This is a genomic window from Mycetohabitans rhizoxinica HKI 454, from assembly GCF_000198775.1.
GTDB classification, from domain to species: domain Bacteria; phylum Pseudomonadota; class Gammaproteobacteria; order Burkholderiales; family Burkholderiaceae; genus Mycetohabitans; species Mycetohabitans rhizoxinica.
Map to the genome: position 1 here is coordinate 190,070 of NC_014722.1, position 16,833 is coordinate 206,902.

15 protein-coding genes and 6 pseudogenes are annotated in these 16,833 nt (G+C 56.8%); 3 read left to right on the forward strand and 18 right to left on the reverse strand.

The window, feature by feature from the left end; all coding sequences use genetic code 11:
- Positions 1-181: 181 nt before the first annotated feature.
- The 12 genes and pseudogenes from RBRH_RS00770 to RBRH_RS00830 all read right to left on the reverse strand — a co-directional run bounded on the left by RBRH_RS00770 (position 182) and on the right by RBRH_RS00830 (position 7,657).
- A protein-coding gene (locus RBRH_RS00770) for an IS3 family transposase (RefSeq protein WP_157864307.1) occupies positions 182-1,323 on the reverse strand; the annotation gives its coding sequence in 2 pieces (ribosomal slippage) (positions 182-1,071 and positions 1,071-1,323; 1,143 coding nt in all).
- A 29-nt stretch (positions 1,324-1,352) separates the two neighbouring features.
- Entirely contained in the window at positions 1,353-2,582 is a 1,230-nt protein-coding gene (locus RBRH_RS00780; protein WP_041752954.1) for a hypothetical protein, read from the reverse strand.
- A gap of 220 nt (positions 2,583-2,802) precedes the next feature.
- Positions 2,803-3,271, reverse strand: a pseudogene (locus tag RBRH_RS00785) (phage virion morphogenesis protein).
- A pseudogene (locus RBRH_RS00790) lies at positions 3,268-3,630 on the reverse strand (phage tail protein). The pseudogenes RBRH_RS00785 and RBRH_RS00790 overlap by 4 nt, the downstream one beginning before the upstream one ends.
- Before the next feature lie 72 nt (positions 3,631-3,702).
- Positions 3,703-3,966, reverse strand: a complete 264-nt coding sequence (gene lysC / locus RBRH_RS20005) for an Rz1-like lysis system protein LysC (protein ID WP_232509314.1) — start codon at positions 3,964-3,966, stop codon at positions 3,703-3,705.
- Positions 3,887-4,243 (reverse strand): annotated as a pseudogene (locus tag RBRH_RS00800) (Rz-like lysis system protein LysB); the annotation flags it as partial. The pseudogene RBRH_RS00800 and the gene lysC, both read right to left, overlap by 80 nt.
- Before the next feature lie 24 nt (positions 4,244-4,267).
- Complete coding sequence (locus RBRH_RS00805) at positions 4,268-5,074, reverse strand: N-acetylmuramidase domain-containing protein (RefSeq protein WP_013433967.1); 807 nt, start codon at positions 5,072-5,074, stop codon at positions 4,268-4,270.
- Positions 5,071-5,349, reverse strand: coding sequence for a phage holin family protein (locus RBRH_RS00810; protein WP_041752956.1), 279 nt, complete (start codon positions 5,347-5,349; stop codon positions 5,071-5,073). The genes RBRH_RS00805 and RBRH_RS00810 overlap by 4 nt, the downstream gene beginning before the upstream one ends.
- 1 nt (position 5,350) lies before the next feature.
- Complete coding sequence (locus tag RBRH_RS00815) at positions 5,351-5,695, reverse strand: putative holin (RefSeq protein ID WP_041752958.1); 345 nt, start codon at positions 5,693-5,695, stop codon at positions 5,351-5,353.
- A gap of 17 nt (positions 5,696-5,712) precedes the next feature.
- Positions 5,713-5,919 carry a tail protein X gene (locus RBRH_RS00820; RefSeq protein ID WP_041753974.1) on the reverse strand — a complete coding sequence of 69 codons (207 nt, stop codon included), beginning with the start codon at positions 5,917-5,919 and terminating at the stop codon, positions 5,713-5,715.
- Positions 5,920-6,763: 844 nt separating this feature from the next.
- Positions 6,764-7,172, reverse strand: a pseudogene (locus RBRH_RS16110) (tyrosine-type recombinase/integrase); the annotation flags it as partial.
- Positions 7,173-7,303: 131 nt separating this feature from the next.
- Positions 7,304-7,657 (reverse strand): hypothetical protein, encoded by a 354-nt coding sequence (locus RBRH_RS00830; RefSeq protein ID WP_013433972.1) that lies wholly within the window; start codon positions 7,655-7,657, stop codon positions 7,304-7,306.
- A gap of 483 nt (positions 7,658-8,140) precedes the next feature.
- Here RBRH_RS00830 and RBRH_RS18510 point away from each other — a divergent pair, with 483 nt between their 5' ends.
- Together RBRH_RS18510 and RBRH_RS16115 are read left to right on the forward strand one after the other, a co-directional pair.
- A complete protein-coding gene (locus RBRH_RS18510; protein ID WP_157864308.1) occupies positions 8,141-8,314 on the forward strand; it encodes a hypothetical protein in 174 nt (57 codons plus the stop codon).
- On the forward strand, positions 8,311-8,646 hold the full coding sequence (locus RBRH_RS16115) for a transposase (RefSeq protein WP_049786324.1): 336 nt from the start codon (positions 8,311-8,313) through the stop codon (positions 8,644-8,646). The genes RBRH_RS18510 and RBRH_RS16115 overlap by 4 nt, the downstream gene beginning before the upstream one ends.
- Positions 8,647-9,046: 400 nt before the next feature.
- On the opposite strand, the gene RBRH_RS00840 is transcribed toward RBRH_RS16115, so the two are convergent.
- Complete coding sequence (locus tag RBRH_RS00840) at positions 9,047-9,382, reverse strand: type II toxin-antitoxin system HicB family antitoxin (RefSeq protein WP_041753975.1); 336 nt, start codon at positions 9,380-9,382, stop codon at positions 9,047-9,049.
- 48 nt (positions 9,383-9,430) lie between these two features.
- Positions 9,431-9,634, reverse strand: a pseudogene (locus RBRH_RS19900) (type II toxin-antitoxin system HicA family toxin); the annotation flags it as partial.
- A gap of 1,669 nt (positions 9,635-11,303) precedes the next feature.
- Between RBRH_RS19900 and RBRH_RS18515 the strand changes: the two are divergent.
- Positions 11,304-12,053, forward strand: coding sequence for a hypothetical protein (locus RBRH_RS18515; RefSeq protein WP_013433979.1), 750 nt, complete (start codon positions 11,304-11,306; stop codon positions 12,051-12,053).
- Between the two features lie 76 nt (positions 12,054-12,129).
- Here RBRH_RS18515 and RBRH_RS00845 read toward each other — a convergent pair whose 3' ends face one another.
- The 4 genes and pseudogenes from RBRH_RS00845 to RBRH_RS00865 form a co-directional block, all read right to left on the reverse strand.
- Entirely contained in the window at positions 12,130-12,570 is a 441-nt protein-coding gene (locus tag RBRH_RS00845; RefSeq protein WP_013433980.1) for a DUF29 domain-containing protein, read from the reverse strand.
- 208 nt (positions 12,571-12,778) lie between these two features.
- Positions 12,779-13,275, reverse strand: a pseudogene (locus RBRH_RS16665) (transposase); the annotation flags it as partial.
- A gap of 307 nt (positions 13,276-13,582) precedes the next feature.
- On the reverse strand, positions 13,583-13,846 hold the full coding sequence (locus RBRH_RS00860) for a DUF378 domain-containing protein (protein ID WP_049786325.1): 264 nt from the start codon (positions 13,844-13,846) through the stop codon (positions 13,583-13,585).
- A 1,175-nt stretch (positions 13,847-15,021) separates the two neighbouring features.
- Positions 15,022-16,401 (reverse strand): F-box domain-containing protein, encoded by a 1,380-nt coding sequence (locus RBRH_RS00865; RefSeq protein ID WP_157864309.1) that lies wholly within the window; start codon positions 16,399-16,401, stop codon positions 15,022-15,024.
- Between the last annotated feature and the right edge of the window lie 432 nt (positions 16,402-16,833).

The window sequence follows — 16,833 nt, forward strand, 5'->3', positions numbered from 1 at the left end:
TCGATTGTGTATCTCCGTCCCCGTGCGATCCAACGGGGCGATATGGGAAATGCGTTTGTGACAAAGCCAGCCTAGTCGCCTTTCTTGCAGTGCGTGATAGGTCTGGCTGTTCACCTGAGGCTACCCCCAAATCAGTGCCGTTCTAAAGTGGAAATTTCCGGCTCTTGAGGCTACCCCCAAATCAGTGCCGTTCTAAAGTGGAAATTTCCGGCTCTTCGGGGTGGGCCGAATCGGCCCGGGGCCTGCACTGGCAGGCGAACTCGGCAGGCGTCATCCACTGCAGTGCAGAGTGGGGACGCGCCTCATTATAGTACTGGCGCCAGGCCTCGATTTTGCGCTTGGCATCCTCGAGCGACAAGAACCAATGCTCGTTTAGGCATTCCTCACGCAAGCGCCCGTTAAACGACTCGTTCTTGGCGTTATCGGTTGGCTTGCCAGGACGAGAGAAGTCAATCTCAACGCCCCTCTCATACGCCCACTTGTCGAGCACCTTGGAGATGAATTCGCTGCCATTGTCTGCCTTGATGAAGCGCGGTAACGGCCGGCTCACAGCAATGCGATCTAGCGCCGCCACAACGTCCTCACCACGTAGCGTGGCGCCTACCTCGATGGCCAAGCATTCGCGCGTATAATTGTCCACAATTGTCAGCGTGCGCAAACGCCGACCATCAAACAGTGCGTCAGCAACAAAGTCCATACTCCAAATCTCGTTGATCGCGGTCACGAGCTGCTTGGGCTGCCGCAGCCGCGCCGCCTTGTTTCGCCGCGGCCTCTTATGCCGCAATGACAGCCCCTGCTCACGATAGAGCCGGTAAACTCTTTTATGATTGTCGCGCCAGCCTTCCCGACGCAGCATCACATGCACCCGGCGATAGCCGTAGTGCACGCGTGTTTGCGTGATCTGCTTGATGCGCAGGGCGATCGCGTTCGAATCTCGTGCGATTGACTGATAGCTGTACACCGAACGCGACAACTTCAGTACCCTGCAGGCCTGGCGCTGGCTCACGCCAAAGCGTTGCATCAAATCCGTCGTGAGTTCACGCAGCCGGGAAGGCTTCAAAGCTTTTTTGATAGCACATCCTGCAACATGGATTTGTCCAGCGACAGCTCCGCCACCAGCCGCTTGAGCTTCGTGTTCTCCTCTTCGAGCTGCTTCAGGCGACGCAGCTCCGACGGGCCCAGGCCCCCATACTTCTGGCGCCAGTTATAGAACGTCGCATCGCTGATGCCCATCTTGCGGCACACCTCAGCTGCCGGCGTGCCCAGCTCTGCCTGTTTCAACGCAAATGTAATCTGTTCTTCAGTGTATCTGCTCTTCTTCACGACATGACCTTCTGCTTGTTAAGGTTGCATCATGCCGGATTTTTTCTACTTTTGAATGGCCCAGTTTTTTGGGGTAGCCTCAATAATGCCGCCTCCCCCCGGCCATTGAACAAACTCAACACTTGTAGCCACACTCGCTGTGACTGCGCCTTATCCAGGTCACGGGTGCTTGACAGCAGTCCGTGCGCCACCCTCGCACGCTGCGCCTCCGGCACACGCGCCAAATGGCGCTCGAATAAGGCCAACTCTTGTATACGTTGCTCGGGCGGCAACATGTTGAGGCCTGCAGGCAGATGGCGCAATGCGAGGCCCCACTGATCGTCCGGTAGCGATAAGGCCAGGTCGCGCATTTGCACGTAACGGATAAGCCGCTCCGCTTCGGGCAAGACCTTTGCGTCGACCGCCAGCGTGCCGACTGCCTCGCCTTGATAAGACGGAGGAAGGCGCAAGGCCTGGTCGCGCAAGAGCGCATGCAGCGCGGACAGACTCGGGTTTGTTCTATCAAAACGCCGCAGTAGACCGGACAAGCTTGGGATCAGCTCTGCTTGCTCGGCTACGCTCAACGACGGCAGCCGCGCCAGAAGTACCTGATAACGCTCGATAAACGCCGGCGAGCTGGATGGGAGAGACCACAGCGCAATCGCCAATTCCCTCCAGACGTTGTCTTGCCCGGGGCCGCGCTGTTCGGCCAACGCGTGAGCGAAGTCGAATGCTTCAGCACGCTGGAGTCCAAGCCATTCATCAAGCGTGCATAACATTGCCTTTTGTATTCGCACGCCGTCCTTCGGAATGCGCTGCGCGGCCATGTACACGCGCTTGAAGGCTTCGCTTTGCTCGTCCCACGGCAGCTCTTTCAACCGCTGGCGCAGCGCCTCAAGCGCTTCGACGTGCTGCGCCGGATCTTTCAGCGCACCGTCCATCTCTTCCAGAATGCGGTTGATCGACTCAAGGCTCTCGACCTGATTGGCTCGTTGCCAGTAACGGTAGACTAGGCGCCGACTTTGTGTCGCATGATACGTACGACGATCGACTGCTGAAAAATTGCCCACCTCTTGCACGGGCACGTAGTCACCGATTCGCTCAATCAGTTCGGGCGGCAGGTCTTGGTATGCTGTTGGCCGGCGGGCCGACGTGTTAATCAACGCACCGCTGGACAACGGCCGTAGTGGCGGTGCTGACGCGGCAGGTTGTGGGCACGACTCCAACGCGCAGATGTAGGCCCGGTAATCGTTCAAAGCGGCATTCAGATCAAAGTCCATCGGCAAGCTGAGCAAAAGGTCAGACACACGCAACGTGAGGCGCTGCTATGCCGTAAGGTAGCTGAAAGCAGGCGGATAAGCGTAGCGATATGCCGCGATCGCTAAATTTCCGGCGGTTACCACCTTGTCGATCAGAACGTCAGAAGCAGCTGTGATGCGGCACAGTTATCGGTGTACGGGGCAGGGGAGACCGATTGACACAGCTAGAAGGCATAGCACGCTATTCGCTCAGTGACTCACATACATAGGCCAGCAGCCGCTCACGAATTAGCCTTCGATCGGTGTCAGTCAAGCCGAGCAGCACGCGCACCGGATATCGGTAGTACGGTCCGCGCGGTGCAACCCGCTCGCGCTCACCGAACTGATGCACGCGGGCAATGCGCGAGGCACGGCCAACGAATCCGATGGTTGATTCGTATTCGCTCACCTCGATGCGCATCAGCCGCGCGGTGCGCAGCTTCGCGAATATCGTACACTTGATTCGTCCGCGCTTGTTACGCAGCCGCTTAGGGCTAGCGCGCGCCTTGCGCGGCGCATACGCGGTGCCATCGGGATTGCGCTGTGCAGCGATACGGGCCTTTTGAGCCTGCCGCAGCGCCCACGCCGTGCAGTGCAGCGCGGCGTGCGGCCGGTGATAGTCGCGCAAGCAGCGCGCCGGCCCAGTGTTCAAGTGCACTGAGCTCGTTCACGGCTGTACGACCCACAGCATCACTGCCTCGGTCGGCGTGTCGTCGACGTGCTCGATTACGCGCTGGCCCATTGCATCGGTGCGCACTACCACGCTTTCCGTCAGCTTCAGTTTGATCGCGATGTCAGCCGCTTCGTGTTTGCGCAAATCGGCTTCGAACGCTATGCCATTTTCCCTAGCTTCGGCATTGGTGACTCAATCGGGCTGGATCGCACGAACCCATTCAATGATCGCCACCATGATCGCGTCCGCGTCGCCTGCATAGTCCAGGATCAGCACGTTAAGCATGTATCGATACTCAAACGATGGAGAGCGCGTGCCGGTAGCCACCAGCGTGCCCTGGTCGATGAATACGCTCAACGTATCGGGTGCCGACTGCAGGGCCGGCAGTATGGCAGCGTGGCCACGAGTGCCGCCCGTAAGCTCGCGGGCTTATTCATCGCGGTGGGCGTTTTGACATTCGACGATCATGTCGATTTGTGCCGCGCACGCGGCCCAGGCAGCACGGGCAGCCGTGAGCGACTCGGCCAGTTCACCATTCGTGCGCGGCGCCATCGCCGGCATCGTGCACGGCCACACGCGCGCGCATTCGTGCCACATAATCGGCGGCGCCGGTAAGGGCGGCACTGGCGTGCACGCGCACCACATCGTCAGGCAGGGCAGTAGCGGCCCAATGGCGAACAGCTTGGTTCTCATCGATCAGCCTCCGAAAGGCCTCTTGGTAAGCTGCGAGCGTTGAGTCGATTGCCGTGCGCATGCGCGCCAGCTGTGCATGCTGCGCGTCCTTCTCGCGCGCATCGCGCAGCAGTTGCTCGATGGTGGCGTCACGCTCGATGCTTGCCTGTACGGCACGCCGTTCAGCGGTGCGCGCCCCCTCCAATTGCGCAAGCAGTGTGCGGATGACGTGCCACTCGGTGACAATCGTCAGCAGTGCGGCGGTGGCCAACGTCCACCCAAAAAGCTTCCCTCTCATGCGGTCTCCGTCATTCGGCCCCCGTCAGGCGGCGAGCGCGGTGGCCTGCGCGTACTTGCGATACGCCTGAGCAAGCTTTGCGTCGTACAGGTTCCGGGCGTAGCCGGGGCCGTTGTAGAGGCGGGCAAACTGCGTCCATTGACGCTCGCGCAACGCGGCCAGCAGCCGGCGGTCCGCTGCCACGAACCGCACGAACGCGTCCAGCTGCTCAGCTTCGTTCGCTTCCATGCAGCCGACGAAGTCGTCAACGCTCGCATAGCCGAGCCGCGCCCAATGCTGACCCAGAACCTGAAACGCGCCCCAACTGGCCGACTCGTGCGCAGCGAGCGAGTCGATCTGAGTGGCGATCGTCAGCCGCGTGTACTCCGCCGCACCGCCGTGGTAGCCGCCGCACGTCGGCGCGACGATGTTCGGGTATTGCGCCGCGAGCGGCGCCGGATCGATATGCCGCACTGTCAGCCGCTGCCAAAATACGTGTCGCTCGAACAGGATCGTGGGCCGACCGTTGCGCAAGAAACCGACGCCGCGCGATTCGACGTCTTTGACCGCGCGAATGCACGCGATCGATACGCCGAGCGTGTCGGCCGCGCGCGTCAGATCTGCATCGGTGCAATGCTTGACATCATGCTCGCCGTTGTTCAACGCGATCAGCGTTTGAGGTCCGGCGATGCCGTCGACGACAAGCCCAGTGTGAATTTGCAGCGCGGTGACGGCGGCTTCGGTGGCCGCGTCGTACCGATGCGTGACTTGCGGCCGGTATCCGGCGCGAATCAGTCGCCGCTGCAGGCGCCCGACTTCATAGCCATGATCACCCAAGCGCAACGGATTCATCGTGCGGGCGCGCTTGCATCCAGCAGCCGTGCGACGTTGCCATGCGCAGCCCACATCCAGGCCGCCAGGAAGACTGCGGTGACGGCCTCGGATAACCCAGCCGGTCGATCGTATAGCACTCGATCAATAATCGCGCTGCCCAACGCGGCAGCCAGTGCCCACGCAAGCCATGCGATGCCCGCGCGATGACGCGCGCCACGGCGGCGATACGCGAGCACGCACAGCAGCGATGCGCAGTGTGCGGCAAGCGTCATGCAGAATAAGAACGATGGCATTTCAGCGTGCCTTTCGCAGAAAAGCAAGGAAGTCAGCCGAGCGGATGCGCTCGATAAGCTGCAGCGTGATGACGATCACCAGCGCCGCGGCAAAGAATGCGGCGACTCCGGTGGAGCGAATCGCCGTCGCGTGCACGATCTCCGGCGCTGCCAGGTAACCCATCACAAGCGAGATCAGCAGGTACGCAACGCGCTTCAGTAAACCGATGTCTTGCGACGACACGACGACAAGCGCTGCGCCGGTAAACGCGCCAATCAGGGCATTGCCGTCGATGCCAGGCATCACGCTGGCTAGGCCAAGGGCGATCGAAAGCACCGCCGCGGTGGTCAGGTTCGGTTCAGTCATATCGGGCGGCCCCCAGGTCAATCAAATAGTTGCACCAGCGGCCTGGTGCTGAAAATCGCGGCGGGCTCGGGCAGCTCAACAACGGTGCCCATCGGCAATACGACGCCGAGATCAGCTAAGCCAGGATTGGCTTGTAGCGCGGCTTCAACGGTGCCGTCGGTGCGGCCATAATGGCGCCAACACAACGCATCGAGCGTGTCGCCTTGTCGTGAAATGATTTTCATCGGATTCGCTTGAATGTTGACCGTGCCATGCCGCTGATCTCGTTGACTGTTTAGCGCACAGTGCATCGTGCTTCGCTATGCGTTTTAACCCGGTCGCTGGCGCGTTGTGTATCGGGTTGGGAGAAAAGTTGCGATGTGGGCAAAGACTGACACAGCGCTGCACCCATGAGCGATGGCGGGTTTGGAATGAATTGTGGTTTGGGTGGGTGGCAAGCCGTACATATGTGTAAGGTTCCTATGCGCGCCTTCGTGCGCCTATCGTTTTTCTCCTCCACGCGGTTTATTTTTTACGTGATCCAATATTGCTAGAGCCTCTATCTGGTCGTGGACTCTGGCCATGGACGTCTCTTTCACGGTGAGGCGAAACCACGTCGACTGGCTCGCGTCCTGTTTCGAGGTGTTCATCAGCCTCTCGCCCCGCGGCATAAAAAAATGGTTAAAAACGTGATGGAAATGGTCACGGTTTGCACTGTCCTGCTCAATCGTTGACATCGGTGTACGCGCCAGACACGCAGCGCTGTGTTGCGTGCGCTCGTGTAAGTGGCTTCGTCGATTGGCCCAGGGGTAGCACCTGCGGCATGGCTTCGTGCGGGGCACGTAGCACGGGCCGGGCATGCCACGTGCCGATAGGGGTCCAGTTCGACCATCCTCTCGCTGGATGCGGGCGCCAGTAGTTCGTTGCCGTCTTTGCTGATCTGCGGGCGTCAGCAGCTCATTGCCGCTTTTGCCGGTCTACGGGCGCCCGCAGCTCGCTACTGCCTTTGCTGATCTGCGAGCGCCAGCAGCTCGTTGCCGTCTTTACCGGTCTACGGGCGCCCGCAGCTCGTTGCTGCCTTTGCCAATCTGCGTGCGTCAGCGGCTCATTGCCGCCTTTATCTATCACCGCAAGCCACCAGCGCTTGTGCCCGTCGGTGTCGCGCTGACAGAAGAACTGTCCCATTGTCTGGGTGAACACTTCCGAGATGCGCAGTCCGCCTAAATAGAGCGGGGCAACAAGCCACCGTGCGCGCCAGTCGTGCGTGCCCTCGCGCTGTGTTTCATGCGGCAGGCGGTCGATAGAGACCTGGACCTGCTGCACAGGCCGCGCTCCAGAAAGCGCGTGATGCGTGGCGCGGCGCGTCGGGCACGCTGGCGAGATAGCGGCAGCGGGTTGCCGGCCAGATAGCTGGGCGTTGACCAGCCAGCTAAACAGCACAAAGGATGACCATCGCCTGGCGCTGGCTAGCGGCGGCCAGCGGCCCATGGAAGGGTCGTTAGCGCAGAGGGTTGTCAGCGCAGATCGTGCTGTGGAAACTTACGCCCGGTCGTAGCCCAACGGATGCGCGGTTATGACTGTAAATTCAACTAACCGACGCTCAACACCATATTTGCTTCACGTACGGGTTCATTTCACGTACGGGCTGGCGTTTTCTGGGAAGATCAGGCGGTAGTTTCTTAAGTCTTCCTGAAATGCATTGCTCTGTTCGAGTTGCTGTCTCAGCGCTTGTCGGGGCTGCGCATAGTCAAATCGCGAGGTCCAGTCTTGAATACGGGCCATCGACTGGATAAAGGCTGCGGCGTCTTTCTGATTCGATAACCGTTTCAGCGGAAGCAAGTAGTCCTCGCGATACACGGTTGGGACAATGATCCGACACAGATTGGCCTCGGAGAGGACACTATTCATCGCGAGGCGCGCCTGTGCCTCATTCTCGCTTGAGAAAAGGATGTCCGCGGTGCTGTTGTCCGAATTGTGTACCATGTTTTACCCGATATCGGCCTACTTGTCCGAAATATGCTGAAATTATAAGCAATATTGTCCGAAATATAAACGATACAATTCGTGCTGATAGACGAACTGGTCCTCATATGTGAACGACGACCGCGGCTTGTCCAGTCAAAATATTCGCTCCAACTGACGCTTAGCCTCTTTGCAGTAGGCCTCAACGGAGTGTTCGCGCCGGCCATACGCGCGATGGGGGGTCAAGGCGCGTCATGAAGCGCATGAAGCGGAACCCGCCTGCGATCGCGCGATGGCCGAGACGGAAGCCGCCAGGCAAGCTGCCGCTTCCACCGAGGTCCAGCTCGAGACACTGCGCGCGCAGCTCGCCGAATGCTAAGATTCCCTGGCCGTCGATCGATGCGGCGCTTCGCGGGTTTGGCACTGAATGAAGACGCCATGCCTTCGAACACAGCGATGTTGCGGTTTCGCCATTTGCTGGAGTGGCACCAATTGGCGTAGGCGATGCGGACCGAGGTCAACGCGATGCTTGGCGAACGCGCACTGCTGCTGCGCGAAGGCATGAGTGTGGACGCGACGCTGATTCATGCCTTAATCTCGACGAAAAATACGCAGGGCAAACGCGATCCCGAGATGAGCCAGATCCAAAAAAATCAAATCAGTGGTACTTTGGCATGAAGGCGCACATCAGTGTGGATGCTGAATCGGGCCTGGTGCATCGCGTCGTGACGACGACGGCTAAGGTCAACGACAAGCGCTGTTTCGATGAGTTGCTGCACGGCGACGAAACGAGTGTGTGGGCCGATCGCGACTACAACTACCCAGATATCCGCAGGCGCTGCGCCGAGCAAAGCATATCGGCGTGCATCGCGCGACGCAAGCGGCCGGGTGAGCCGCGCTGGCGAATTGAGCGCGAGATTAATCACGTGATTGCCAAGGTTCGCTCGCGGGTGGAACATGCGTTTCGCATCCTCAAACAGCCATTCAGCTATGTGAAGACAAGGTATTGAGGCTTGGCAAAGAACACGGCCCAAATCGTCACGCTGTTTGCGCTAGGCAAGCTGTACCTGGCGCGGCGCCGGCCCGCGAGCTAACGCCAAAACGGTGGGCAAACCGGCGTTCGACCGCTTTAATTGCACTCGATTGAATGCCTCGCTCCCCCTTGTGCGGTAGCTTGCAGTCCGGCAAATCGCACTTTCAACGCCGCATTCGATGCTTCGCTTTGGAAAACACTGTTGTGAAGCACCTCCTTAGCAGACCTTGTATCATCTTAGTTTTGCGATTTGCAATTGGCGAGTTGCATCAGGCTTCGATTTAATGCCGGTCTTACTGGTGGGATCTCAGCCGTGACGCTTCTTCCGTTAGCTTAACGAGTTGAACGCTCGTCGGCGCACATTCCCATAGCTTACGTTAGGCGTGCGATGCGCGCTCCAACACTTCATCAACCCACTGATTAATGCTTTTGCCCGCGGCCGCGGCAGCCACGCCAACCGCCGCATGCACTTCGGGACGAATTCGTAGCATCAACTTACCCGATGCCGGCTTTTGTGGGTCACGACCCGCCTTCGCACAATCCTCGAGATAATGATCAATGGCCTCATGAAAAGCAGCGGTTAACTCGTTAACTGCCTCGCCGTGGAAGCTGATGCGGTCTGCGACGCCCAGTACACGTCCCACGAAGATTTCGTCGCGCGGATCAAACTCGACCCGCGCTAAATATCCTTTGTAAGCCATTGTGTTCATCATAGTTTGACTCCCAATTGCGTTAACCCACTGTCGCAGCTCTTCCACCTGATATTTTTTCGCTTCCTTGCCTGGATGCGGCCGATGCAGGTATTGACGGCTGCCGTTCAATTCAAATGCCACCCGCGAGCCAGCACCTTCTCTGACTTCCCCACCCAGCGCAATGACCAGCGATTGGATGTCAACAAATACGATACTGCCAGGCGTTGGCTTTTGGAATATCGCTTCCAGCGTCTTAACGTGCTTGGCCTTCATCGAGATATGATAGCAGAAATTGATAGCATGTGAAATGGCTTGATGGCATCGAAAGCACTGTGTGTAAAACGGCCACTGAGCTGCGCGGCGTGTCAGGCGCTGTGCGTAGCGTTAGCCATGAAACTTATTAGGGGCGGTGTGGGTCTGTCATAGCACTTTGGCTGCCGCGGTCGTGGGGGAGCCACGGCAAGCTGGCGCGGGAGAAAAAGTAGCCTCCGACCGAACCGGCTGCGCTTCCGGCCCGTAGCCGACTCGGACGCTGCGGGAGTGCTGCTGAATGCCGGCGAACCGGCGCAGCCATTATGGCTGAATATTTTTTCGTTATGCCTGGATATTTTCTGGATTAGTAAGCTTGGCGATTAAAAGTCCGCAAGCAGCTTGCAGTTACGTTACCAAAATTTGGACAAGCGTATAATAATTAGCGAACATGTATCGTGGTGTAGCTAAAGTGCACCTTGCAAAGATTGGAACGGCGTTAATCGGACTTGAATAGAGTGGGTTTTGCAGTACGCGAGTTATGCAAAGCGTTGATCTATAAAGATGGACCGGCCGTTGGGGGAACTCCGAAGGCAGGGGTTGCTGGTTCGATCCCAGCCGGGCGCGCCAAAATTCTTATAAAAATCAAATAGTTATCACAGCACTGTGCACAAGTTATGCATCGAAAAAGGTCTGAGATGGCCTAATTTCGGACTCGCAGTGTACCCAAATTTGTACCCACCTGCCCCCGATGCCCGGGCCTAATTTTGCCTTGCTAATTCGTAAGGCCTGCGCCGCCGCGTGCCCGCCCGGTTTCCCCCGTTGGCCTGCCGACGAATGCCCTGGAGAACTCCGAGGGGGTGGTCGGGGGAGTCTGCCGGGCGCGGGTCGCTTCATTTCTGCCTTGGCAGACAGTTGCTAATCTAAAGTTTTTGATTTTAAATCAATGTCTTGCATACGCATGGTGGCAGGTCAATCTTCTTTCGGGTACACAATCGGGCCTAAAACGGGACGGGACACACTCAATATAAGCAAGCAAGTATAGACGAGGGTGCGCTGTGCCCGTGGTGGGGTTATACACAAGCCGTAAAGCTATGTGGAGCGTCGCTGCTGTTTTTAGCGGGCCTAGCTTCTGGCAACGTGCCACGAATGCGTGTGCACGCGTGGGCTATCTGTTTGCCGTTTGCTGTGGTTTGCTTGCTGTTCGCCCGTTTGTAACGCGTTGCGAGCTATGGGTTAATTTCAGTCACCTTATCGACACAACACATCATTTCATCCTTCGATCGCTGCCGGGAGGCTTGCTGACCTTGTCGCAAGTCGCGTATCTGTGCCGCACTCCTGGAGCGAGCGAAGCAACGCGACGAGTGCCAGTGACAATAGCGTACCCTAGGGACTGAAGGAGCGGAGTGCTCCTACAAGATAAGGGTGATAGTGGGCTCTCTACAATGACAGTGCCCCGACTTGTAAGCAGTGGGTGGTGCCTCCGCTTCTAGCCTGTTACTGTCTTTCACCGCCCAAGCCATAAGACTTGCTGATTGTTTATACATAATGTCGGAACGACATCTCCGAGCGAACTTCGAAGAATGCTACCCTTAGCGAAGGCTGAATGTAAGCCGGTATCTGTCCCATTCGAGCAGGATGCGAAGAATGCTATAGAAAGGGCTTTGCTCAATATGTGCAAAGGGGTTAATACTTGAACAAGTACAATAAATTACTTGCCGCTATAGTTCTGGCTTTTACTCAATACGGCTGTGGAGGAGGCGATGGTGATGTATCCAGTTCTGTAACGGATGCTCAAGGGCTTTACAGCGGCATAACAAGCAAGAATCAGACAATAAGTGCTCTGATCCTCGATGACGGCTCATTTTACGCATTATATGTGAATCCAAGCAGTTTGGGAGTAGTCGTGGGCAACGTAAAGGCCTCGGACGGTAAACTATCTTCTTCGGATATTATCGACTACGATTTGACCAACGCAGAAACGCATAAAACGACTATTTCCGCAACGTACGCGCCAAAGGGTTGGCTAAACGGTACATTATCTTATCCAGGCGCGAATGGGAACAGCGTTACTTTTACAACCGACTATGACACAGGCTACGAAAAGACGCCGACACTTGCTGCGATAGCGGGCACTTACGGGGACACGAGCAAGGGATTAAATACAGGCAGTTTTACTGGCGTTTCTATTACAACTGACGGGTATATAGCGTTCGATAGCGGGACGTGCAAGGCGAAAGGAACAATCGCACCCCGTACTTCCGGAAACGTGTATTCGCTGACACTGAATTTTGATGAGTCTCCGTCTTGCACGTACTCTGGCCAAATGTTATCAGGCATTGCGGGACTGGATGGCGACGTGGTAATCATGGTCGCTCGTGCGTCGGATACGTCACATCCGTTGCTATTTCTCGGGACTCAAATAGCAGACCTCGAAGGCTGACCGACTAATTCGAACTTGACCGACGGGCGGTCTTACAATTGCCGCCCGCACTATGCTCTTGTCAGCAGTGTGTTGATTATTGTGATTGGTCTGGGAAAAACGTCGGGCCAAGCACTTGCTCCATCGACCACGGACAGGCGTCGGGAAACACATCCAAGCCGGTCTCCTCAATGGCCTTAGAAACCGCATCGGCCCAAATTTCACGTTGCCAGCTGGCGTCCTGCAACACGGGCTTCAGGCTTGGCGTACGGCCCAATCGTTCAATGATTGCACGGCGCTGCTCCTTGATCGTACGCTGCCAGCTCGAACCCCGGCGGCCCGACTGATACTGCCATTTGAGCAGGTGGGCCAAAAGCACGGCCATCCGGTTCGCCAGTTCGCGTTGTTCGCTCTTACCCACGTCCTCAATTTCCTCCGCGATGTGTTCTATATCGAGGGCGGATAGCTTGCCCGCACGCAGTAGTGCAGCTTGCTCGTTGGCCCACGCTATTACATCTTCATCGTAGCTTGTTCCCATCAGTCATCTCCCTCGGTTAGAGGTTGCTTCTATCAGACTTACCAGTTATCTATTATAGAGCCATCAATTAGCCGTCATCTGACGCCATGGGTTAAATGGTAGCTGGTGATACGAATGCTATGTCTAAGATTGCTCAATCAGCGCCCGTTCATCATATGTGGCCCCCACGTAGTCCGTCCTGAACAATCAACTTTGCTCTGCGGTAAGTTCATGCCGCCGACACCATGTAAGCCTCGCGATTGAGCAAAGCAACCCGGATCAGGGCGTAAAAAAGCCGCAGCTTGCGCAGGATCATCCGCAGGTTGTGGCCGGCGCCGCACAGCACCGCGTGGATGGCATCGCCTAGTGCCCCTTTAAGCCAGTTGCGATTGAGCTTGTCGTCTGACTTCATGTGTCCGATGGCCGGCTCGATTGCGCTGCGACCTCGGATCATTGTGCACAAGCCTCGCGTGACACCGCGTCGCAAGCCTGGGTAATAGATTTTCACGCCATCAATGGCCACACCTTGTAGCCACGGTCCACGACGGCGATCTGCGGTTGCGCCTCGCTCAGGATCGCCGCTTGTTCCAACGCTTGGGCCAGCGTGTGCCCGTCGTACGGATTGCCCGGCATCGAACGAGCGCCGACTACCAGACCTTCCTTGTGCGTGGTCGTAATCGACACCTTCACGCCGAATTCGTACGGCTTGTGCACTTTACCCTTATTCGATCGTCTCCAGGTCCTGCTCATGCAGGAACCGCAGTACAGTCATACCGGTTCCGCCCACGCGGCGCGCACATCCAGCCTCCATCTGGCTTGTTTGGCAACTGCGTGCTCTGCGCGACGTACGTGTTTGCCCTATTCCGGCAAAAAAATGACATAACTTTATAATTGTATTTTCATAGAGTACTGGCGCGCTAGCATATTAAATGTGCACCCATTTGAATGGGTGCACTGCACTCCAATACAGACGGCTGAGCGGTGCATTTGCCACTTTTGTGTAGCTCAAAATCAAAAGCAGCGAGCATGCGCGTCATTTTGGATCGCGTATATCCGCGCTATCGGACACTGTCACCTTGGGCATGATGAAAGCCCTAATCAGACAATAAATCCCCGCCAACCCCACTAGTACGTAAATAATACGGGTCATCATCGATCCGGCGCCCAGTATCGCCGCGACAAGGTCAAACTGAAACAGCCCGACCAGCCCCCAGTTTAGAGCGCCAATGATGACAAGCACGCCGGCAATCCAGTCGAATAGGTTGGAACGTGCGCCACAGGTGGTCACAATAGTCATAGTGATCTCCTCAAAAAAGGCAATGAAAGGGGATGTACCTTCTATCGCGCAACGAGCGTGCCTGCACGAACTCCTATGCTGTCGCGTCGGTTTCTTGGCGGCCTTGCGGTCCTGTTGGGGTATCAGTCGATATGGTGCCATAGCGATGTCCACGCTGGGTGAGTGCAGTGGTCACTTTTAAGCATCGAGCAAATCAATGTCTATGACCGACCGTACCAGATCAGCGACAAACGCTTTCAGCAGTCTAACAAAACGACGTTGATGCGTCGCGAACTTATCTGCTGTATAGCAAGCGGGGTTTGCCTCAAAGTCGATCCGTAGTGTATTGACACTTGAAAAGGTCACAACGATCATTCAATCGTTGACCGGTCCGTTTGACAAATTGTGATTTGTCGCCGTGTATGGGCCAAAAGACAGTCTGCTGTCAAATGGCATCACATTGACCGTCGATTTGAACGGGGATTGATCGGGCATCAGTTCAAGTTTGCGCCGTAACACTTCACTGGGGTAGCGCTGCCTCAGCACAACGCGCTATACACGTGCTTGACGCGTTGTGCGAGCAGGTAGCGGCTGAATCCGTCCATCACAATAGGATGACTGCGCTGAAATTCTGCACCGCATTGACCACGCTGGTGAGCCGACAGTCTGTCGAAGACTCGTATCGCTTTCGACAAAATGCAGTCGCGGATTGTTCGCTTCGTCGATCACCTGTCGCAACGCCGCTTCAGATCGCTACGCACTGAACTCAGAAAGACCTGCTGCTGCGGTCGAGTCACTGCTTGAGGTCAGATGCACTATAAAACACCATGTTGGGAACAACGCAGAAATCGGGCACCGTTGCCCGAAAAGCAATGAAAACAGGTGGTCCCAATAAGCACTGGTCGGAATTTTGATGCTAATCGCCCCGTTCAGGTTTTTAGTTTTTCATAATTTGCGCCATACCGCGTGCTGCGCGTGCAGCGTCGTTTGGCCGAACAACCACGGCCCCAACGAAAAGACACCCTGCCTCACGACGCTGACCCGTGCCATGGCGCAAAAATCAGAAACCTTGATGTCCTTGAGCGACGAAGTGGCCACCTGTTAAACGATCCGAAAGCAGCAAACGAAGTCCACTAAAACAGTGTAGCTACGTCCCCACGTCAGACCGAAATAAGGTCAAGCAGCTGGATACGGGCTCATTCGCTCAGTCGGTTGCGCTCGATAAAGACTAAAATTTCGGCTTTTGCCTCTTCCCATTGCTGTTCAGACAGGTGGGGGGCTACCCGGGCGCCGGCTTCATCTAGTACGTGCAGCACTTCTACTTCATAGGCACCGTCGAGCAGACGCAGCGCGCGTTGCCATATCTGCGTTGACAGCGCAGTATTGAACGGCACCATACTGAGCAATCCGAGTGCCACCTGTGTGCGCTGCGCGGGCGGCATACGCTGAAGGAGAGGTTCGAGCTGCGATAGTTCATACGCGTGGTAAGCCGGCGGCAGCAGTGCCAACGCGTGCGGCAAATAGCGTAGCACGCGACCCAACTGGTGGTCTGGCAGTGACAGCGTCCAGCGCCACAGGTTGGCATAGTAACCAGGCCTTTGCTCGCCTGGCACCAGCCATATCGCGTTGGCCAACGCGATAATCGGCTCGTTGCGGTGCGACGCTGGTAGACGCTCTACCCATTGAAGCAATATCTCCCAATACTCAGCGCGTGTCCCGTTCACGTCATTGCTGTAGCGGCGCATGCTAGGCAGCAGCCTTGCCAATTCCACAATTACGTCAGCTTGATCGACGGCGTCCAATACGGGAAGCCGGCCCAAAAAATCCCGGTACTCGCGCAAAAATCGCGGCGGGTCGCCCCGCAAACTTTTGAGCAGTGATGCAACGGCAGGCCACAGGCTGCCTTGCTCGACACCCCAGCGCTGCGCGGCAGCATACGCAAAATCGTACAAAGCGCATTGCTGCTCGGGCGAGAAATCGCACAAAGATTCGAACATGTATTTTTGTATCTGTGCACCTCGCTCCGGCACACGGCCTGCAGCCTCATAAACTTGTTGAAACGCCGTTGGCTGTTGTTCTTTCGGTAAATCCAGTATCCATGGCCACAGCATGCTGAGCGGTTCGGCGCGCAGCACTGGCTCGGCGCGAATACGCTCGATTTCACCGAGCAATTGGTGCATCGACGTCAGATCCCGCGCAAGATGAACTCGTTTGCAGCAGAGCCAACTGAGCCGCTTTTCTTGCAGCGTGTTATAGGTCCACCTATCCGTGCTCGAAAATTGGCCCATGTCGCAAAGCGGCACGTGTTCGGCCACCTGCTGAAGGATTTCAGGCGGCAGGTCATAGTACGTCGTCGGGCAGCTCGTCTGGTTCGACGCCAAGCTGTTTGCTGAGCAATCCGTTGCGTCAGTCAGTGAATCTGTCGTCGAGCGTTGCCGCACACGCGGGCTGCTCAGGACCGTCAAGCGCGAAGCATCGGGCGGGGCGCCGGCTGCAAAGCGGCCTGCTTGCTGGCCGTGCATCGCATACAAGGCTACCTGAGGACTGTCGGAAGCGGGGGGCAAATTAAAGTCCATTGACAAGCCTATTCGATTGTAGATTTTGACCAGCGCGGACGCGATGATCAGCTCCAGCACTCACGGGCATAGTCCTCGTTATCCTGCGCTCCAGTGTCCGAGTGTCCCTCCCGGTATTCATAACCTCGGTGGCGCAAGGCTTGAAGTCATCGCACATGCGATCTGCAAACTAAACGAAAACGTACGGTGTAGCATGGCGGTGAATCGTGACCGTAAAATTTTCGGCGGATAACGCATTGTTGGTGCACCGCGCACGCTCGAGCAGTACACCAAAGCAGTACTATCGTCAATATGCGGGTTCGATGTCGCCGACATAGCACGGCTAAGGCAGGCGGGTGTAATTGGATACAACGCAGACCACGTGCGACGGCATTGGCCGAGAATAGATCCTGTAAGAAAACATCCACAACTCGAACTTCGACGTGGAAGCTT

Bases quoted from the DNA above. Each gene is read 5' to 3' on its own strand.
- RBRH_RS00865 (WP_157864309.1), bottom strand. From the start codon at position 16,401: ATGGACTTTAATTTGCCCCCCGCTTCCGACAGTCCTCAGGTAGCCTTG.
- RBRH_RS16115 (WP_049786324.1), top strand. From the start codon at position 8,311: ATGAAGGCGCACATCAGTGTGGATGCTGAATCGGGCCTGGTGCATCGC.
- RBRH_RS00840 (WP_041753975.1), bottom strand. From the start codon at position 9,382: ATGATGAACACAATGGCTTACAAAGGATATTTAGCGCGGGTCGAGTTT.
- RBRH_RS00820 (WP_041753974.1), bottom strand. From the start codon at position 5,919: ATGAAAATCATTTCACGACAAGGCGACACGCTCGATGCGTTGTGTTGG.
- RBRH_RS00860 (WP_049786325.1), bottom strand. From the start codon at position 13,846: ATGACTATTGTGACCACCTGTGGCGCACGTTCCAACCTATTCGACTGG.
- RBRH_RS00830 (WP_013433972.1), bottom strand. From the start codon at position 7,657: ATGGTACACAATTCGGACAACAGCACCGCGGACATCCTTTTCTCAAGC.
- RBRH_RS00805 (WP_013433967.1), bottom strand. From the start codon at position 5,074: ATGAATCCGTTGCGCTTGGGTGATCATGGCTATGAAGTCGGGCGCCTG.
- RBRH_RS00815 (WP_041752958.1), bottom strand. From the start codon at position 5,695: ATGACTGAACCGAACCTGACCACCGCGGCGGTGCTTTCGATCGCCCTT.
- RBRH_RS00845 (WP_013433980.1), bottom strand. From the start codon at position 12,570: ATGGGAACAAGCTACGATGAAGATGTAATAGCGTGGGCCAACGAGCAA.
- lysC (WP_232509314.1), bottom strand. From the start codon at position 3,966: ATGAGAACCAAGCTGTTCGCCATTGGGCCGCTACTGCCCTGCCTGACG.
- RBRH_RS00780 (WP_041752954.1), bottom strand. From the start codon at position 2,582: ATGGACTTTGATCTGAATGCCGCTTTGAACGATTACCGGGCCTACATC.
- RBRH_RS18510 (WP_157864308.1), top strand. From the start codon at position 8,141: ATGCGGACCGAGGTCAACGCGATGCTTGGCGAACGCGCACTGCTGCTG.
- RBRH_RS00810 (WP_041752956.1), bottom strand. From the start codon at position 5,349: ATGCCATCGTTCTTATTCTGCATGACGCTTGCCGCACACTGCGCATCG.